Below are 15,371 nucleotides of genomic sequence, written 5' to 3'. Positions count from 1 at the left end.
GTCACACGTCACACGTCACACGTCACACGTCACACGTCACACGTCACACGTCACACGTCACACGTCACACGTCACACGTCACACGTCACACGTCGCGCGTCACGTGCCGCGACGCCTGCGCCGATGATTCGCGCGGCCGTTCGCGAGCGCGACGAGCGCCGCGTCGTAGCCCTGCTTCTGCAATTGCGCGACCGCGTCCGACGAAAAATCGTAGTCCTCGATGAACGACAGCCGCCCGTCCCGATTCAGCGTGATCCGCGCAATGTCGAGCGCCCCGCGGTTGCCCATCAGCCGGATGTACAGCGGCTGCTGACGGATCTCGTTCGCGCTCTGCGCGTCGACGTGCGCGAGGATGCCGTCGACGAGATCGCCGAAATCGCTCGCGTATTCCTCGAAGCGCAGATCGTTGCGCACGCGGTCCATGTAGGCGATTTCCTCGCGGCGCAGCATCACTTCGACGACGTTCGTCGGCAGCGTCTTCGTGCCCGAGAACAGATCGACGATGAATACGCGCCCGCCGATCTGCCCGCACCGCTCGATCACCAGATCGAGCGGCGAATTGCTGACGACGCCGCCGTCCCAGTACGGCCGGCCGTCGACGACGGTCCACGGCATCCCGGGCGGCAGGCTGCCGCTCGCGAGCAGATGCGCGGGGCTCAGGCGATCGACGTAGCTGTCGAAGATGCGCGGCTCGCCCGTCTCGACGTCGACCGCGCTGATCAGCAGCCGCGTCGGGCTCACGCAGAGCGAATCGAAATCGACGTAGCGCGTGATCAGCTTCTCGATCGGCGATGCGTCGAAGAAGCTCGTCCATTTCGCGCGCAGCCGGTCGAGGTCGAAGCCGAGCCGAGACCATTGCGGCTTCAGGAAATTCGGCACGCCGAACCACAGCACGTAAGTGGACAGCCACGCCTCATGCCACTGCGAGCCGTACGGCGACGGCAGCGCGATCGACAGCTCGCGCCAGAACGCTTCGAGCGCCTTCGCCGCGCCCGTCGGATGGCTCGCGACGATCGCGCCGTTGAACGCGCCGATCGACACCGCGGAGATCACGTCGGGCCGCACGCCGTGCTGCTCGAGCGCCTTGATCGCGCCGCATTCGAACGCGCCGAGCGCGCCGCCGCCCTGCAGGATCAGCATCGTCTGCACCGGCAGCTTGTCGAGCGAAAAGTTCGGATCGCTCAATGTCGCCCGCTGCGCGGCGACGTTCACGTGCAGCCTGATCGCGTCGCTCAGCGCGGCGATCTCCACGGCCGGCCGGTCGATCGTGAACGCGGCGCGCAGCACGTCGTCGGCGAGATAGAGCAGCGCGTACGAGCGATCGTCGAACGCGCCGCGCTCTATCGTCTCCGTCGCGCCGACCGGATAGCCGACCAGGTTGTACGACAGCCCGAACACGCTGCCGTAAAAGATCGATATGTCGCGATACGGCAGCCGGTGGCCGAGCATGTTGCGCGCCGCGATCTTGCCCTGCCGCACCGCGTTGTCCCAATGCTCGATCCGCCGCCGCACGCCGAAGATCGGATCGTCGAAGTGCGCGGCGTCGCCCGCCGCGAACACGTTCGGATCGGCCGTCTGCAGGAACGCGTCGACTTCGATCCCGTTGCCGAGCGCGAGGCCGCTGCCTTCGAGCCAGCCGCAGTTCGGCGCGACGCCGACCGCCGCGACGAACAGGTCGCACGGCCGCGTCTCGCCGTCGCTCGTCTCGACCGCCTCGACGCGCTGCGCGCCGAGCACGCGGCGCACCTCGCGGCTCGTCAGCACGTCGATGCCGCGCGCCGTGCACAGCGCCTCGAAATGGCGCGCGAGCGCCGGCGCGCGCAGCGGCGGCATCAGCTCCGGCGCATGCTCGACGAGCGTCACCTGCAGGCCGAGCGCCTGCAGCGTCGCGGCGATCTCGACGCCGAGGAAGCCGCCGCCGAGCACGGTCGCGCGACGCGCGTGCGCGGCTGCGTCCTTCAGTGTCTGCGCCTGCGCGATCGTGTGCAGCACGTGCACGCCGTCGAGCTCGATGCCCGGCAGCGCGGGCACCTTCGCGCTCGCGCCCGTCGCGATCAGCAGCTTGCGATAGCGGTACGCCGCGCCGTTCGACGCACGCACGACCCGCTTCGCGAGATCGAGATGCTCGGCGCTCGCGCCGAGCACGACGTCGATGCGCTGCGACGCGTAGAACGCCGCGTCGTGCAGCGCGATGCTCGCGGCCTGCGCGGTGCCCATCAGGAATTCCTGGCTGAGCGGCGGGCGCTGATACGGCAGCACGGGTTCGCCGCACAGGATCGCGATACTCGCCGAAGCGTCCTCGCCGCGCAGCGACCGCGCGGCGGTGACGCTCGCGATGCCGCCGCCGACGAGCAGATAGTCGAATTCACGCATCGGCGCCTCCCGTCGAGCAGACGCGCGCGGCGAATGCGGCGGGCGGCCGGGCCCCGCCGCTCACAGCGACGACCTCGGCAGCGTCGCGAACCGCCGCTCGTGCGCGTGCTGGCACGGCGCGCAACGCGACGCGGTCGGACGCGCGAGCAGGCGCTCGTATTCGATCGGCTGCCTGCAGTCCGCGCAGTAGCCGTAGCCGCCCCGCGCGAGCCGCTCGAGCGCGGCGTCGACGGCGCGCAGCTCGGCGAGTTTCATGCCGATCAGCGCATGGTCGACGTCGACGAACAGATTCGCGTTCGCCTCGTCGCCTTCGTCGGGCGCCGTGCCCGCGAGGTTCGCGTACGGTTCGTCGGCGCGCTGCCGCTCGCATGCGCGCACGTCGGCCTGGAGCACCTGCCTGCACGCATGCAGCAGATCGCTTAGAACCTGGAGTTGATGCTCGTCGAACGCTGCCATCCGATCCTCCGCGTATTGCGTTGCCGCATCGGGTCCGCACCGATGGGCGGACGAGGCGGGCTGGTTGCTAGCCGCTCGTGCGCGTGTTTCGTGCGCGCGACAGGTTCGCGGCGCATGCGCCGCCCCTGTCGCGCGCGCCGCATGCGCCGCGCCCGGCGAACGGGCGCGCCGGAACGCCGGACGCCGATCCGTTTCCGTTTTTCGGACGCGGCGGCTCGGCGCGGCCTTCGGCCGATTGCTGCGCAAGCGTATGCCGAGCCGGCCCGCCGGCGTTGACTTGAGTCAATCGGCGCTCGCCGATGCGGCGGCTACGCGCCGCACCGCAGCGCGTTCCCGCCACGATGCCACCGCGCCGCGTCCGCCGCAACGTGTCGCGCCGCATGTGCGCGGTGCAGCCCGCCGCCGCTTGCCGTCCGCGGCGCGGCGGCGCCGCCGCGCCGTATCGCCGCGCGGCCGTTCGCAGCGCCGCGACCGCCTGAACGCGAGGCGAAGCGCGACGCCGGTCCCCGCCGCGTTCCGCCGAGCCGAGGCCGCAACGGCGCGTCACAGCCAGCCGCCGCGCGCCGCGGCGAACGTCATCCGCCGCCTGCTTGACGATCGTCAAAAACCCCGCGAGCCCGGCTTTTAATCTGGTCATGCGGCGCCCGCCGGCCTATTCTTTCCCCATCCGATGCGCAGCAAATCCGGCGCGCGGCGGCAGGCGCGCGGCGCTTGGCCGCCATCGCCGATGTCGCCTCGCGACAGCGGGCGCTTCGGCGCCGCAAGCGCCCCGCCCGCCGCAAGCGCCGCCCTCGCCGTCGCGCGCATGCCGCCACCCGCGGCCTGCGCGCGACGCGGCCGCGGCGCCCGATCCCGCGCCGCCAGTAAGGAGATTCGATGCTCTACGCGTGGCTTGAAGCGCAACGTGAATTCGTCCGGGCATGCCAGCCCTGGGCGGGCGCCGCGCAGCGCGCGGACACCAACTCGCGCCCGGCCGGCTGGCCGACATGGGGCCCGATGGCGCGCGCGGCCGACGCCGTGCCGGTGCCGCCGCCGTTCGCGATCGCGGCGGTCGCGAGCGGCGGCGCGGTCGTCCCGATCGACGAGCGCATCGTCGGCGACACACCGTTCTGCGCGCTGCGCAAGTTTTCCCGCCGGCTCCAGGGCGCAGCCGCCGCGCGCCCCGCGGTGTTTCTGTGCACGCCTCTCGCCGGGCACCACGCGGTGATGCTGCGCGAGACCGTCGAAACGCTGCTCGCGACGCGCGACGTCTACGTGACCGACTGGCGCAACGCGCGCGACGTCCCGCCCGAGGCGGGCGCGTTCGGCCTGGACGACTACGTGCTCACGCTCGAACGCTTCATCGCCGGCGCGAACGCGAACGGGCTGCACGTGATGGCGGTCTGCCAGGCGACAGTGCCCGCGCTCGCGGCGGCCGCGCTGCTTGCCGCGCGCGGCGTCCACGTCGCGAGCGTCGCGCTGCTCGGCGGCCCGATCGACACGCGCACGAGCCCGACGCTCGTCGATCGCTTCGCCCTCGAGCACGACCTCGACTGGTTCCGCCGCGCGGCGATCGACGTCGTGCCGCCGCCGTACGCGGGCGCGGGGCGGCGCGTCTATCCCGGCTTCGTTCAGCACGCGGCGATCGTCGTCGCGCACCCGCAGCGGCGCGTGTCGCTCGAAAGCCGCCTTTGGGCCGCGTGGATGACGGGCGACTTCGCGGGCGCCGCGCGCTGCCTGCGCGAGATGAACGAATACGGCGCGGTGCTCGACATGACGGAGCGCTATTTCCTCGACACGATCCGCGTGATCTTTCACGAATGCCTGCTCGCGGAGGGCCGCTGGTCGATCGGCCGCCGCCGCGTCGCGCCGGAGCGGCTCACGCGCACCGCGCTCTGCACGATCGAAGGCGGCCGCGACGACATCTCCGGCGCCGGCCAGACGCACGCCGCGCAGCGGCTGTGCAACGCGCCGCCCGACGCCGCGCGCGAGCGGATCACCGAGCCGGACTGCGATCACTACGATCTCTTCCTCGGTCCGCGCTGGCAGCGATCGATCTATCCGGCGCTGGAGGCGTTCTGGACGCGCGCCGAAACGCCGGACTCGGACCACGCGCGCCGCGCCGCGCATTGAATCGAGCATCGCGCCGCGCATCGGGCCGCCCAGCCCGGCCCGCGCACACGCCGCTTGCGGACGATCAACAAACGCACGCGCGCCGCTCGCCACACGGATTCGTTCGTCCGCATGATCGGCGTCATGGACGACCAACCGATCTGCGACGCCGTATTCGCCGACCGCTATGCGCTGCCGGGCGAGAACTCGCGCTCCCAGGCGTTCGCGCGGGTCGCTCGCGCGCTCGCGCTCGCGGAGCCGGTCGCGACACGCCCGGGCGCCGCGCGGCGCTTCTACCGCAACCTGCTGACCGGCGCGCTCGGCGCGGGCAGCATCATGGCGCGCGCGGGCGCCGCGCAGGATCAGACGATGGCGAGCTGCTTCGTTCATCCGATCCGCGCGCCCGCCGCGCTCACGCGCTTTCATCCGGACCTCGACCAGGCGATCGACGAGGCGCGCCTCACGCTCGCGATGGGCGGCGACATCGGCTACGACTTCTCGGAGATCCCGCCCGCGAGCGCGCGGCCCGAAACCGACCGGTCGACGTCGCCCGGCGTGTGCGCGGCGCTCGACCGGTTCGACCGCATCGGCGCGCAGGCGGGCGAGCGCGACGGACGCCGCCGCGCGCAGCTCGCGGTGCTGCGCTGCGATCATCCGGACCTGCTCGCGTTCGCCGCCGCGAAGCGGGAGCACAAGCGGGAGCGCGCGTGCCGGGCGACGCTCGATCTCGCGGTGGCCGCCACCGATGCGTTCATGCTGGCGGTCGAGCAGGATCTGCCGTGGGCGCTGCGGCATCCGGCGCCGCCGCAGGGCGCGCCGAGCGGCGCGCTGCCCGCCGCCGACGGCGCATGGACATACGCGACCGTGCCCGCGCGACATCTGTGGCGCGAGATCGTCGCGGCGGCGCGCGACGGCGCGGGGCCCGGGCTCGTGTTCGTCGACGCGATCGACGCCGCCGGCCCGCTGCGCGGCCGCGAGCGGATCGACGCGACGAGCCCGTGCGGCGCGCAGCCGCTGCCGCCGTACGGCAGCAGCATGCTCGGCGCGATCGATCTGTCGCGGTTCGTGCGCAATCCGTTCGGCGTCGGCGGCGAGCCACGCTTCGATTTCGCCGCATTCGACGCGGCGGTGCGCGTCCAGGCGCGCTTTCTCGACAACGCGCTCGACGTCACGCGCTGGCCGCTCGCCGCGCATGCGCGCGAGTCGTATCAAAAGCGACGGATCGGCGTCGGCGTGACGGGGCTCGCGGACATGCTCGCGATGATGCGGCTGCGCTACGACTCGCCGGCCGCGCGCGAGATGGCGCGCTACATCGCGTCCGATCTGCGCAATCATGCGTATGCGGCGTCGGCCGAGCTCGCCGCCGAGCGCGGCGCGTATCCGCTGTGCGACCGGCACGCGCACCTCGACGCGCTGCACGCGGGGCCGCCGCTGCCGCACGCGGTTCGCCACGCGATCGAGCGCGACGGGCTGCGCAACAGCCATCTGACGTCGTTCGCGCCCGCCGTCGGCGTGAGCCTCGCGTTCGGGGACAACTGCTCGCCGGGCGTCGAGCCGGCGCACGCGTGGATCGAGCACCGGGCGGTGCGCGCGGGCGCGGCGGGGATGCGCGCGGAGAACCACGCGCACCGGCTGTTCCGGTCGCTGCGCGGCGATCGCGTCGCGCTGCCCGACTATTTCGCGACCGATGCGGACGTCGCGCCGAGCGAGCGCCTCGCGATGCGCGCGGCGCTGCAGCCTTATGTCGACGCGGGGGTCGAGAGCACGCTGACGCTCGCGAAGCATTACTCGCTCGAAGAGATCAATGCGCTGCTGTTTGGCGCATGGCGCGCGAAGCTGAAGAGCGTCGCGATACGGCGCACGGATCTCGCGCGCGACGCGGGGGCGGGGGCGGGGGCGGGGGCGGGGGCGGGGGCGGGGGCGGGGGCGGGCGGCGAAGGCAGCGGCGTCTGAAGCCACGGGCGGCGCGCGCGAGCGCTTGACCCACGTCAAGCCGGCGCTCGCCGCAATCGGGTCGAATGACAACGGGCGCAATCGCGGCGCGGCGGTTTCCATGGCACGTCGACCGCGCGGCCGGCTGCGTCCCGTCCCGCGTGATCACGAACCCCGGAGGTGACGAGATGCGCCGTGCGCGCCGACCGAAGCTCGCGCAATCCGCCGACATGCCGCGCCGCGCGCGCGCAGCCGCCATGCGCGGCAACGGCCCGCAGCGGCGGGCCGTGCGCGAGCGTGCGGCCCGCCGCCTGTCGCGCGACATCGACGCGACGCTGCGCCGCGCGTCGACATACCCGCATCCGGCCGGCCGCATCGTGCGCATCGAAACGCACATCTCCGTCGTCTACCTTGCCGGACGCTTCGCGTACAAGCGCCTGAAGCCGTTCGACTTCGGCTTCGCGAACTTCGGCGATCTGGCCGCGCGCCGCCGCGCGTGCGAAGCCGAGCTCGCGCTGAACCGCCCGCTCGCCGCGCCCATATATCTCGCGGCCGGCCCGATCGTGCGCCGCGCGCGCGGCCTTCGCCTGTTCGACGCGGGCGTCGCCGTCGATCATGTCGTCAAGATGCGCCGCTTCGACGAACGGATGCTGTTTTCCCGATTGCTCGCGCGCGGCGAGCTCGGCGCGGCGGACATCGACGCCGCCGCGACGCGCATCGCCGCATACCATCTGCACGCGCCGCGCGACGTTCCGCGGCGCGAGTACGGCGGCGCGCGCGAGCTGCGCAGGCAGATCGCGGACGTGTTCGCGCCGCTCGAGCGCGCACTCGGCACGGCGCTGCCCGCGCCGCTGCGCGCGTGGTGCGTGCGCCGCTGCGACGAGCTCGCCGCGCATCTCGACGCACGCCGCGCAAGCGGCTATGTCCGCGCGTGCCACGGCGACCTGCATCTCGACAACGTCGTGAAGCACGGCCGCGACGCGCTGATGTTCGATTGCATCGATTTCGACGACGCGCTGCGCTGGATCGACGTGATCAACGACCTGTCGTTTCTGCTGATGGATCTGCACGCGCACGGTCGCGCCGATCTCGCGCACCGGCTGCTGAACCGCTGGCTCGACGAGACGGGCGATTTCGCGGGCCTCGCCGCGCTGCCGCTGTACGTCGCGTACCGGGCGCTCGTGCGCGCGCTCGTCGCGACGATGCGCGGCGGCGGCGACGCCGCGGCGCGCGCCGCGCACATCGAGCGCGCGCGCAGGTACGTCGACGTCGCCGCGAGCGAGGCCCGCGCGCGCCGCCCGTGCCTGCTGCTGTGCCACGGCTATTCGGGCTCGGGCAAATCGGTGGCGAGCCGCGCGCTCGCCGACGTATGCGGCGCGATCCGGCTGTCGAGCGACAGCGAGCGCAAGCGCGCGCGACCGTTCGCGGCGGTCGACGCGCGGCCGCTGCCCGCCGCCGCGTACACGCCGCAACAGATCGATGCGCAATACGAGCGCCTGCGCGCGCTCGCGCGCGACGTGCTGCGCGCCGGCTACACGGCGCTCGTCGACGCGACGTTTCTCTCGCAGGCGCGCCGCGCGCGCTTCGTCGCGCTCGCACGCGAAATGGGCGTGCCCGTCTTCATTCTCGATTTCCGCGCGAGCCGCGCGTGTCTCGAACGGCGCGTCGACGCGCGCGCCGCCGCGCAAAACGACCGTTCGGACGCGGGCGCGGCCGTGCTCGCGACGCAGCTCGCGAGCGCCGATCCGCTCGACGCCGACGAACGCGCACACACGATCGGCTTCGATACCGACGTGCCGCTGCAAGCAATCCGGTCGGCCGAATATTGGCGGCCGGTGCTCGACGCGCTCGATACGGCCTCACTTGATGCCGCGACGACGAGTTGATGCCGAAAAGGCCCCGCGCCGGAAACGCTCGCCACTGTCGGATGAACCGCCTGGGTCTGATCAATTGCGCTGCCGCGGCCGCCCATTTCATACCGGCAATACGTCGTACCGGATCGTACGATCTGACGAAGCGCGCCGCAGCGATACAGCGCATCCCGCCGACTGGCTCTGGTGCGACGCGAGCGCTCGCCCAACAGCTCAGCCATGCGGGCCGACGTTATCCACGACCCAGCCTTTGCAGGTCATCTCGATAACGTGCCGGTGCCCGTCGCACCCTATATGGAACCTTCCATTGCGCGACATCGCTCGGATATAAAAATCTTCATCGAAGTCAATTCTTGGATTCTTGTTATTTCGATACGCGTACCTCGCGATTTTTTATTTAATCTCTTGTCGCGTCGTATCGGGGAAAACTCCATCGCCTCCGTCGCAGACTCTCGCGTACATCATGGCAATCACCAACCCGGCAATCGCCATAACAAGAACAACGGCGGGCCCGTCACCAATTTCGCCTTCCGGGATCGATTTGAATTCAATTTACCATCCATCAAAGCAATTCACTCACCGTCACACAATTCAAATCCACGCCCCCCGAAATACCTGACTTCCCGTCAAAGTTCGATTTAATCCCTCAATCGCATATGAAGCATTGCAGGCGTGCTTTCCATATTTACCACTTCAATTAAAACAGATCGGTCTCGATGAGAAACGCACGCACCTTTGCTCCGGTTACAACGGGCGTCCATTCGGGCAGAAAGACATGCGTCCGCCAGCCCTACGACCGAGTGCGCGCTCCACCCGCCGCCCATCCCCCGTTGATCTGGGTCAAGCTCCGCCGGACGGCCGCTCCATAGACTGAAATCGGTCCTACGCGATCCGCCCCGCCCTCGAATTCCGGCGCGTCGTACCCGCCCGCGCGCGGCCCCGCGCTTCCCGACAGGAGACCCGCAACATGGAAACATCCCCCCTCCAGACGACGACGCACGACGACATCCCCCCGTTCGATCCGTCGGCGAGCGTCGAGGACCAGCTGCGCCTCGCGATCCGCTACGCGATCCTCGCGCCGTCGAGCCACAACACGCAGCCGTGGCGCTTCATCCTCGGCGACGCGTCGGTGATGCTGTGCGCGGACCGGCTGCGCGCGCTGTCCGTCGTCGATCCGTACGATCGCGAGCTGCTCATCAGCTGCGGCGCGGCGCTCTTCAATTTGCGCGTCGCGTTGAGCCGCTTCGGGTTCGCTTACTCGATCGACATGTTCCCGTCGACGTCGGACCCGGACGTGATCGCGCTCGTGCGGCTCGATCCCCACGGCTACCACGACGAAAGTCTCGTGCCGCTGTTCGACGCGATCGTCGAGCGCGTGACGACCCGCGCGCCGTTCGCGAGCGAGGCGGTGTCGTGCGAGGTCCAGCGCGCGCTCGTCGACGCCGGCGAGGCCGAAGGCGCGGAGATCGCGTGCGTGGACGCGCCCGGCGCGCGCGACGAGATCGCCGAGATGATCGCCGACGCCGACCGCCTGCAGTTCGCCGATCCGCGCTTTCGCCGCGAGCTCGCGAACTGGGTGCATCCGCGCCGCCGCGACGACGGGATGCCGGCGTTCGCGGCCGGCGTGCCCGCGCTGCTCGACTTCGCGACGCCCGTCGTCGCGTCGGTGGTCCGCACGTTCGATCTCGGCGGCGGCATGGCGGCGATGCATCACAAGCTCGTCGACGGCTCGCCGCTCATCGTCGGCATCTCGACGGCGAGCGACGATCGCGACGCCTGGGTCGCGACCGGCCAGGCGCTCGAGCGCGTGCTGCTCGTCGCGACGGCCGCGGGGCTCACCGCGTCGTATCTGAATCAGCCGATCGAAATCGACACGCTGCGCGAGCGGCTGCGGCCGCTGCTGCACGTCGACGCGCATCCGCAGTTGCTGCTGCGCGTCGGACGCGGCCCGGTCGTCGCGCACGCGCCACGGCGTCCGCTGACGGACGTCGTGTCTTGATCGAGCGGGAACGCGCCGCGCGCGGACGGGACGCCGCGCGGCGCGGCGGAAGCGGCGGAAGCGGCGGAAGCGGCGGAAGCGGCGGAAGCGGCGGAAGCGGCGGAAGCGGCGGAAGCGGCGGAAGCCGTGGTGGCCGCGGCGATAGAGGAAGCGGCGGAAGTCGCGGCGATAGCGATCCTAGTGGCGGCGGCGACAGCGGTGGCAGCAGCGGCGGTAACGGAAGTGGCGGAAGTCGCGACGATAGCCGCCGTAATGGCGGTGGCGGTGGCGGTGGCGGTAGCGGTGGCAGTGGCAGTGACAACCGCGGCGGCGGCACCGAATCATGGCGCCGCTGGCTGCCCGGCGTCGCGACGCTGCGCACTTACCGGCGCGCGTGGCTCGCGCGCGATCTGTTCGCGGGCGTCGCGCTGACCGCCGTCCTCGTGCCGGTCGGCATGAGCTACGCGCAGGCGGCCGGCCTGCCCGTCGTCTCCGGCCTGTATGCGACGATCGCCGCGCTCGTCGGCTACGCGATCTTCGGGCCGAGCCGGATTCTCGTGCTCGGCCCCGATTCCGCGCTCGCCGCGCTGATCGCCGGCGCGGTCGCGCCGCTCGCGCACGGCGATCCCGCGCACGCGGTCGCGCTGTCGGCCGCGCTCGCGCTGATGTCGGGCGGCTTCTGCGTGCTCGCCGGGCTGCTGAAGCTCGGCTTCGTCACCGATCTGCTGTCCAAGCCGATTCAATACGGCTATCTGAACGGGCTCGCGCTGACGCTGATCGCGAGCCAGCTCCCGAGCCTGCTCGGCGCCGCGCCTTGCGGCGGCACGTTCGTCGACGAAGCGGCGAGCATCGCGGGCACCGTCGCGCAAAGCCGGATCGATATCGCATCGCTCGCGCTCGGCGGCGGCTGTCTTGCCGCCATCGTGTTGCTGCGGCGCGTCGCGCCCGCGTGGCCCGGCATTCTGATCGCGGTCGCCGCCGCGTCAGTGGCCGCCGCGTGGCTAGGGGCCGCGCCGGATCTGCATGTCGCGAACGCGCACGTCGCAAACGCGCACGTCGCCCTCGTCGGCTCGCTTGCCGGCGTCATGCCGCCGCCCGGCCTGCCGTCGATCGCGCTCGCCGATGCGAGCCGGCTCGTCGCCGGCGCGCTCGCGATCGCACTGGTGTCCGTTGCCGACATCAGCGTGCTGTCGCGCGTGTTCGCCGCCGACGACGGCCGCGAGACCGACCGCAATCAGGAGCTGATCGCGCTCGGCGCGGCGAACCTGCTCGCCGGCGCGCTGCGCGGCTGCGCGGTCAGCAGCAGTTCGTCGCGCACGCCCGTCGCGCTCGCGGCCGGCGCGCGCACGCAGCTGACGAGCGTCGTCGCGGCCGGCTGCATCGCGCTGCTGCTCGTCGCGCCGCTGCTGCTCGCCCGCGTGCCGCTCGCGGCGCTGTCGGCGGTCGTCGTCTATTCGGCGAGCGGCCTCGTCGACGTGCGCGCGATCGTCCGGCTCTACCGCGTGCGGCGCGGCGAGTGCGCGGTGTCGCTGCTGTGCTTCGCGGGCGTCGTGCTGCTCGGCGTGGTGCCGGGCATCCTGCTCGCGGTCGGGCTCTCGCTGCTGTCGTTCGTCTGGCGCGCGTGGCATCCGTACGACGCGGTGCTCGGCCGCGTCGAAGGCATGCACGGCTTTCACGACGTGTCGCGCCATCCGGACGCGGCTCTCACGCCCGGTCTCGTCGCGTTCCGCTGGGACGCGCCGCTGTTTCATGCGAACGCGACGATCTTTCGCGACCACGTGCGCGACGCGATCGCCGATGCCGATGCGCCGGTGCGCTGCGTCGTGATTGCGGCCGAGCCGATCACCGACGTCGACGTCACCGCCGCCGACATGCTCGCGACGCTGCGCGACGAGCTCGCCGCGCGCCGCATCACGCTGTACATCGCGGAGATGAAAGGGCCGGTCAAGGACCGGCTGCGCACGTACGGGCTCTTCGACAAGATCGGCGCGGATCACTTCTTTCCGACTGTGACGGACGCAGTTGCGCGCTTCGCGCAGGTGCGCAAGGACGTGGCGGCCGCGCGGCGGGCGCGGCGATGAAATTTCGCCGAGCGTGCGGCGCAGGCGCGGCGCGTTGCGTTGCGTTGCGTTGCGCACGCATGCCTGCGATCGCGCGCGGCGGAATCGGTCGAAACCGCGGTGTTTCGCTCGTCGAACACCACCCGGATCGCATGGCGCGCATGCGGCTCGCGACGGCAGTGCGGCCGCCGCGCCGATTTCGGCGCGCCGCGAAGGCGTGACGGCGATTGCCTGATTCAGGCCGCGTCGGGCGGGGGTCCGCCCCTCGCTCCGCGTGGATGAAACCGGTTGCTCGCATGCGGCCCGCGGCAACGCATCGTGCATCGTTCGCAAGACCGCAGCACCGCAACGAAGCCCGGCGGCGGCGCTCGGCGGCGATCGCGCGAAACAGATGAGATCGATTGCAGACATGCCTCCGTCATCCGCGAGCACGAAACGATCGCGTGAAGGCGGCGCGCGCGATCGCGCCGCGCACGGCGTCCGCGCAGGGTGCGACGGGACATACGACCACGACCGCGCGACACGGCACGCATCGATCTCCGGCGAATCGCCCGCAATCCGCGGACATGGAACCGGTTGCGCGAACGCAGCGCGAAACCGACCGGCAACGGCGCTCGCGCGCAGGCGATCGATGCGGCGGCGAGACTGGCCGCGCGGCGCCCGCGACGCAACGCCATTCCAGCGAAACCGCTCCGCGCATTCGCTGGCGAAGCCGCGGCGATGACGGCGCGCGGAACGTCGCACCCGGCCAGAGCCGGGTCACGCTGATCGCAGGTTCTGGCGGGCGGTTGAAAACGGGGTTGCGAAGTGCTCGCATGCGGTTTTTGGGGCTTCCTTACCGACGCCGCACGAGCAATTCGTCGCGCATTCCGAGAGGTCGACAATTTTCTCCGGCATCTCGCCGCAGAGAATATCTATCGCCTGCCGGAAGCGCACCCGCTCGCCTTCGCCCCGCGCGCGCGTCAACTCCGCGCCTTCTCCTCGAAGTGAATCTGGCGCCGGGAGATCGACGCGATCTCGTCGAACAACGACGCCGCGCACGCCAGCACGTCGTCCACGGACACCATGCCGACGAGCGCGCCGCCCGCGCTCACGACCGGCATCCGGCGCGCGCCCGTCAGCCGCATCCGGTGCGCGATCGTCCACAGGCTGTCCTGCTCGTGCACGACGGTCGCCGGCGCGGACATGATCTCGCCGACGAACAGCGCGGCGGGGTCGATCTCCTTCGCGATCAGCGACAGCACGATGTCGCGGTCGGTCAGCATGCCGACCGGCTCTTGCGCGCGCCCCGCGTCGTCGACGACGATCAGGTCCCCGACATGGCGGTCGCGCATCAGGTGCGCGGCGTCGAGCACGGTGTCGGTGCGGCGACACACGGCGACGTCGCGGGTGCAGATTTCGGCAGCGTTCACGATCGGCCTCCGTTTTCATATGCAGGGCGCCCGCGCGCGGCGCGGCCGGCGCGCGACGGCGTTCCGGCAGCGCGGCGCGCAACGGCACGACACGAAACGAAACGAGATGCGGTGAAGTGCCCGGTCCTGCGAGCGCTCAAGCGAACGGTCAGCGTCGCACGCGCGACCTTCGCGCATTCTGACGCACATCAACGTCAACGTCGGCGTCGGCGTCGGCGTCGACGTGGCGACGCGCACGCGCCGGCGCGCGACGCTTGATCGGGATCAGTTCGGCATCCGGCACACTCGCTATCGTTGACGAACGGACGCGCTCGCGCGCGGGTGCGGCGCGGCTTTCCCCTGTCTTGGAGACGGACATGAGCGAACCCGAATTGCTGACTTATCAACCGATCGCCGTAGCATTGCCCGCGCCTGCCGAAGCGCAGGCGCCCGCGATCATCGACCTGCCGCAACCCGATCTCGGCGCGGGCCTGCCGCTGATGGCCGCGCTGTCGCTGCGGGCGAGCGCGCGCGAATTCTCGTCCGCGGCGCTCGCGCCGACGACGCTCGGCGAGCTGCTGTGGGCGGCCGACGGCGTCAACCGCCCGGCAACGGGCGGCCGCACCGCGCCGTCCGCGCATGCGTTCAACGAAATCGACGTTTACGTCGCGCTGCCGGACGGCGTCTATCGCTACGACGCGCCGCTGCACCGGCTGCTGCTCAAGCGCTCGATCGACGCGCGCAACCTGACCGGCTACCAGGATTTCGTCGGCGCCGCGCCGCTCGATCTCGTGTACGTCGTGCGGACGTCGCGGCTGCTGTCGATGCCCAAGCCGCTGCGCGAGGCGTTCCCGGCGGTGGCGGCGGGCGCCATCGCGCAGAACGTCGCGCTGTATTGCGCGTCGGCGGGACTCGGCTGCGTCGTGCGCGGCTGGATCAACCATCGGCTGCTCGCCGACGCGCTCAGCCTGAACGAAGACGAACTGCCGATCCTCGCGCAGACGGTCGGCAAGCCGGCGGCGCACGCGGGCGGCGCGCGGCACGCCTGAACGCATGACGATTCGGCGGCGGCGTCGCGGGTGGGAGCGGTGCGTGACGCCGCGCGTCGATCGGGGCTGGCGATGACCGGCAACGGATGACCGGCAACGGATGACCGGCAACGGATGACCGGCAACGGATGACCGGCAACGGATGACCGGCAACGGATGACCGGCAACGG

Annotated in this window: 10 protein-coding genes and 1 pseudogene; 7 read left to right on the top strand and 4 right to left on the bottom strand. The window is 71.3% G+C overall.

The genetic code is table 11. The features are described from left to right. Positions 1-99 precede the first annotated feature (99 nt). Together X946_RS28920 and X946_RS28915 are read right to left on the bottom strand one after the other, a co-directional pair. On the bottom strand, positions 100-2,373 hold the full coding sequence (locus tag X946_RS28920; RefSeq protein ID WP_038755291.1) for an FAD-dependent oxidoreductase: 2,274 nt from the start codon (positions 2,371-2,373) through the stop codon (positions 100-102). A 60-nt stretch (positions 2,374-2,433) separates the two neighbouring features. Continuing rightward, on the bottom strand, positions 2,434-2,829 hold the full coding sequence (locus X946_RS28915) for a TraR/DksA family transcriptional regulator (RefSeq protein WP_038755290.1): 396 nt from the start codon (positions 2,827-2,829) through the stop codon (positions 2,434-2,436). A 277-nt stretch (positions 2,830-3,106) separates the two neighbouring features. Between X946_RS28915 and X946_RS34830 the strand changes: the two genes are divergently transcribed. The 6 genes and pseudogenes from X946_RS34830 to X946_RS28880 all read left to right on the top strand — a co-directional run. Further along, the gene (locus X946_RS34830) at positions 3,107-3,457 is read left to right on the top strand and encodes a hypothetical protein (RefSeq protein ID WP_145986939.1); all 351 of its coding nucleotides are present in this window, start codon (positions 3,107-3,109) and stop codon (positions 3,455-3,457) included. A gap of 248 nt (positions 3,458-3,705) precedes the next feature. Further along, complete coding sequence (gene phaZ / locus X946_RS28905; protein WP_052145226.1) at positions 3,706-4,941, top strand: polyhydroxyalkanoate depolymerase; 1,236 nt, start codon at positions 3,706-3,708, stop codon at positions 4,939-4,941. Between the two features lie 54 nt (positions 4,942-4,995). Beyond that, positions 4,996-6,873, top strand: a complete 1,878-nt coding sequence (locus X946_RS28900; protein WP_052145225.1) for a ribonucleotide reductase-like protein — start codon at positions 4,996-4,998, stop codon at positions 6,871-6,873. Positions 6,874-6,938: 65 nt separating this feature from the next. After that, the gene (locus tag X946_RS28895) at positions 6,939-8,738 is read left to right on the top strand and encodes a bifunctional aminoglycoside phosphotransferase/ATP-binding protein (RefSeq protein ID WP_038755288.1); all 1,800 of its coding nucleotides are present in this window, start codon (positions 6,939-6,941) and stop codon (positions 8,736-8,738) included. A 952-nt stretch (positions 8,739-9,690) separates the two neighbouring features. Beyond that, a complete protein-coding gene (locus X946_RS28890; RefSeq protein ID WP_038755287.1) occupies positions 9,691-10,722 on the top strand; it encodes an Acg family FMN-binding oxidoreductase in 1,032 nt (343 codons plus the stop codon). A gap of 248 nt (positions 10,723-10,970) precedes the next feature. Further along, positions 10,971-12,782: pseudogene (locus X946_RS28880) on the top strand (SulP family inorganic anion transporter); the annotation flags it as partial. Positions 12,783-13,723: 941 nt separating this feature from the next. Here the strand turns inward: X946_RS28880 and X946_RS28875 are convergent. Both X946_RS28875 and X946_RS35565 read right to left on the bottom strand, forming a co-directional pair. Then, positions 13,724-14,173, bottom strand: a complete 450-nt coding sequence (locus tag X946_RS28875; RefSeq protein ID WP_038755286.1) for a CBS domain-containing protein — start codon at positions 14,171-14,173, stop codon at positions 13,724-13,726. Positions 14,174-14,321: 148 nt separating this feature from the next. Next, entirely contained in the window at positions 14,322-14,531 is a 210-nt protein-coding gene (locus tag X946_RS35565; RefSeq protein ID WP_081990131.1) for a hypothetical protein, read from the bottom strand. Here X946_RS35565 and X946_RS28870 point away from each other — a divergent pair. Beyond that, entirely contained in the window at positions 14,530-15,201 is a 672-nt protein-coding gene (locus X946_RS28870; protein WP_038755285.1) for a nitroreductase family protein, read from the top strand. The genes X946_RS35565 and X946_RS28870 overlap by 2 nt on opposite strands. Positions 15,202-15,371 lie beyond the last annotated feature (170 nt).

The organism is Burkholderia sp. ABCPW 111 (assembly GCF_000773065.1).
Taxonomy (GTDB): Bacteria; Pseudomonadota; Gammaproteobacteria; order Burkholderiales; family Burkholderiaceae; genus Burkholderia; species Burkholderia savannae.
Note: the sequence above shows the minus strand (reverse complement) of the source record. Positions and strands in the feature narration are given on the sequence as shown.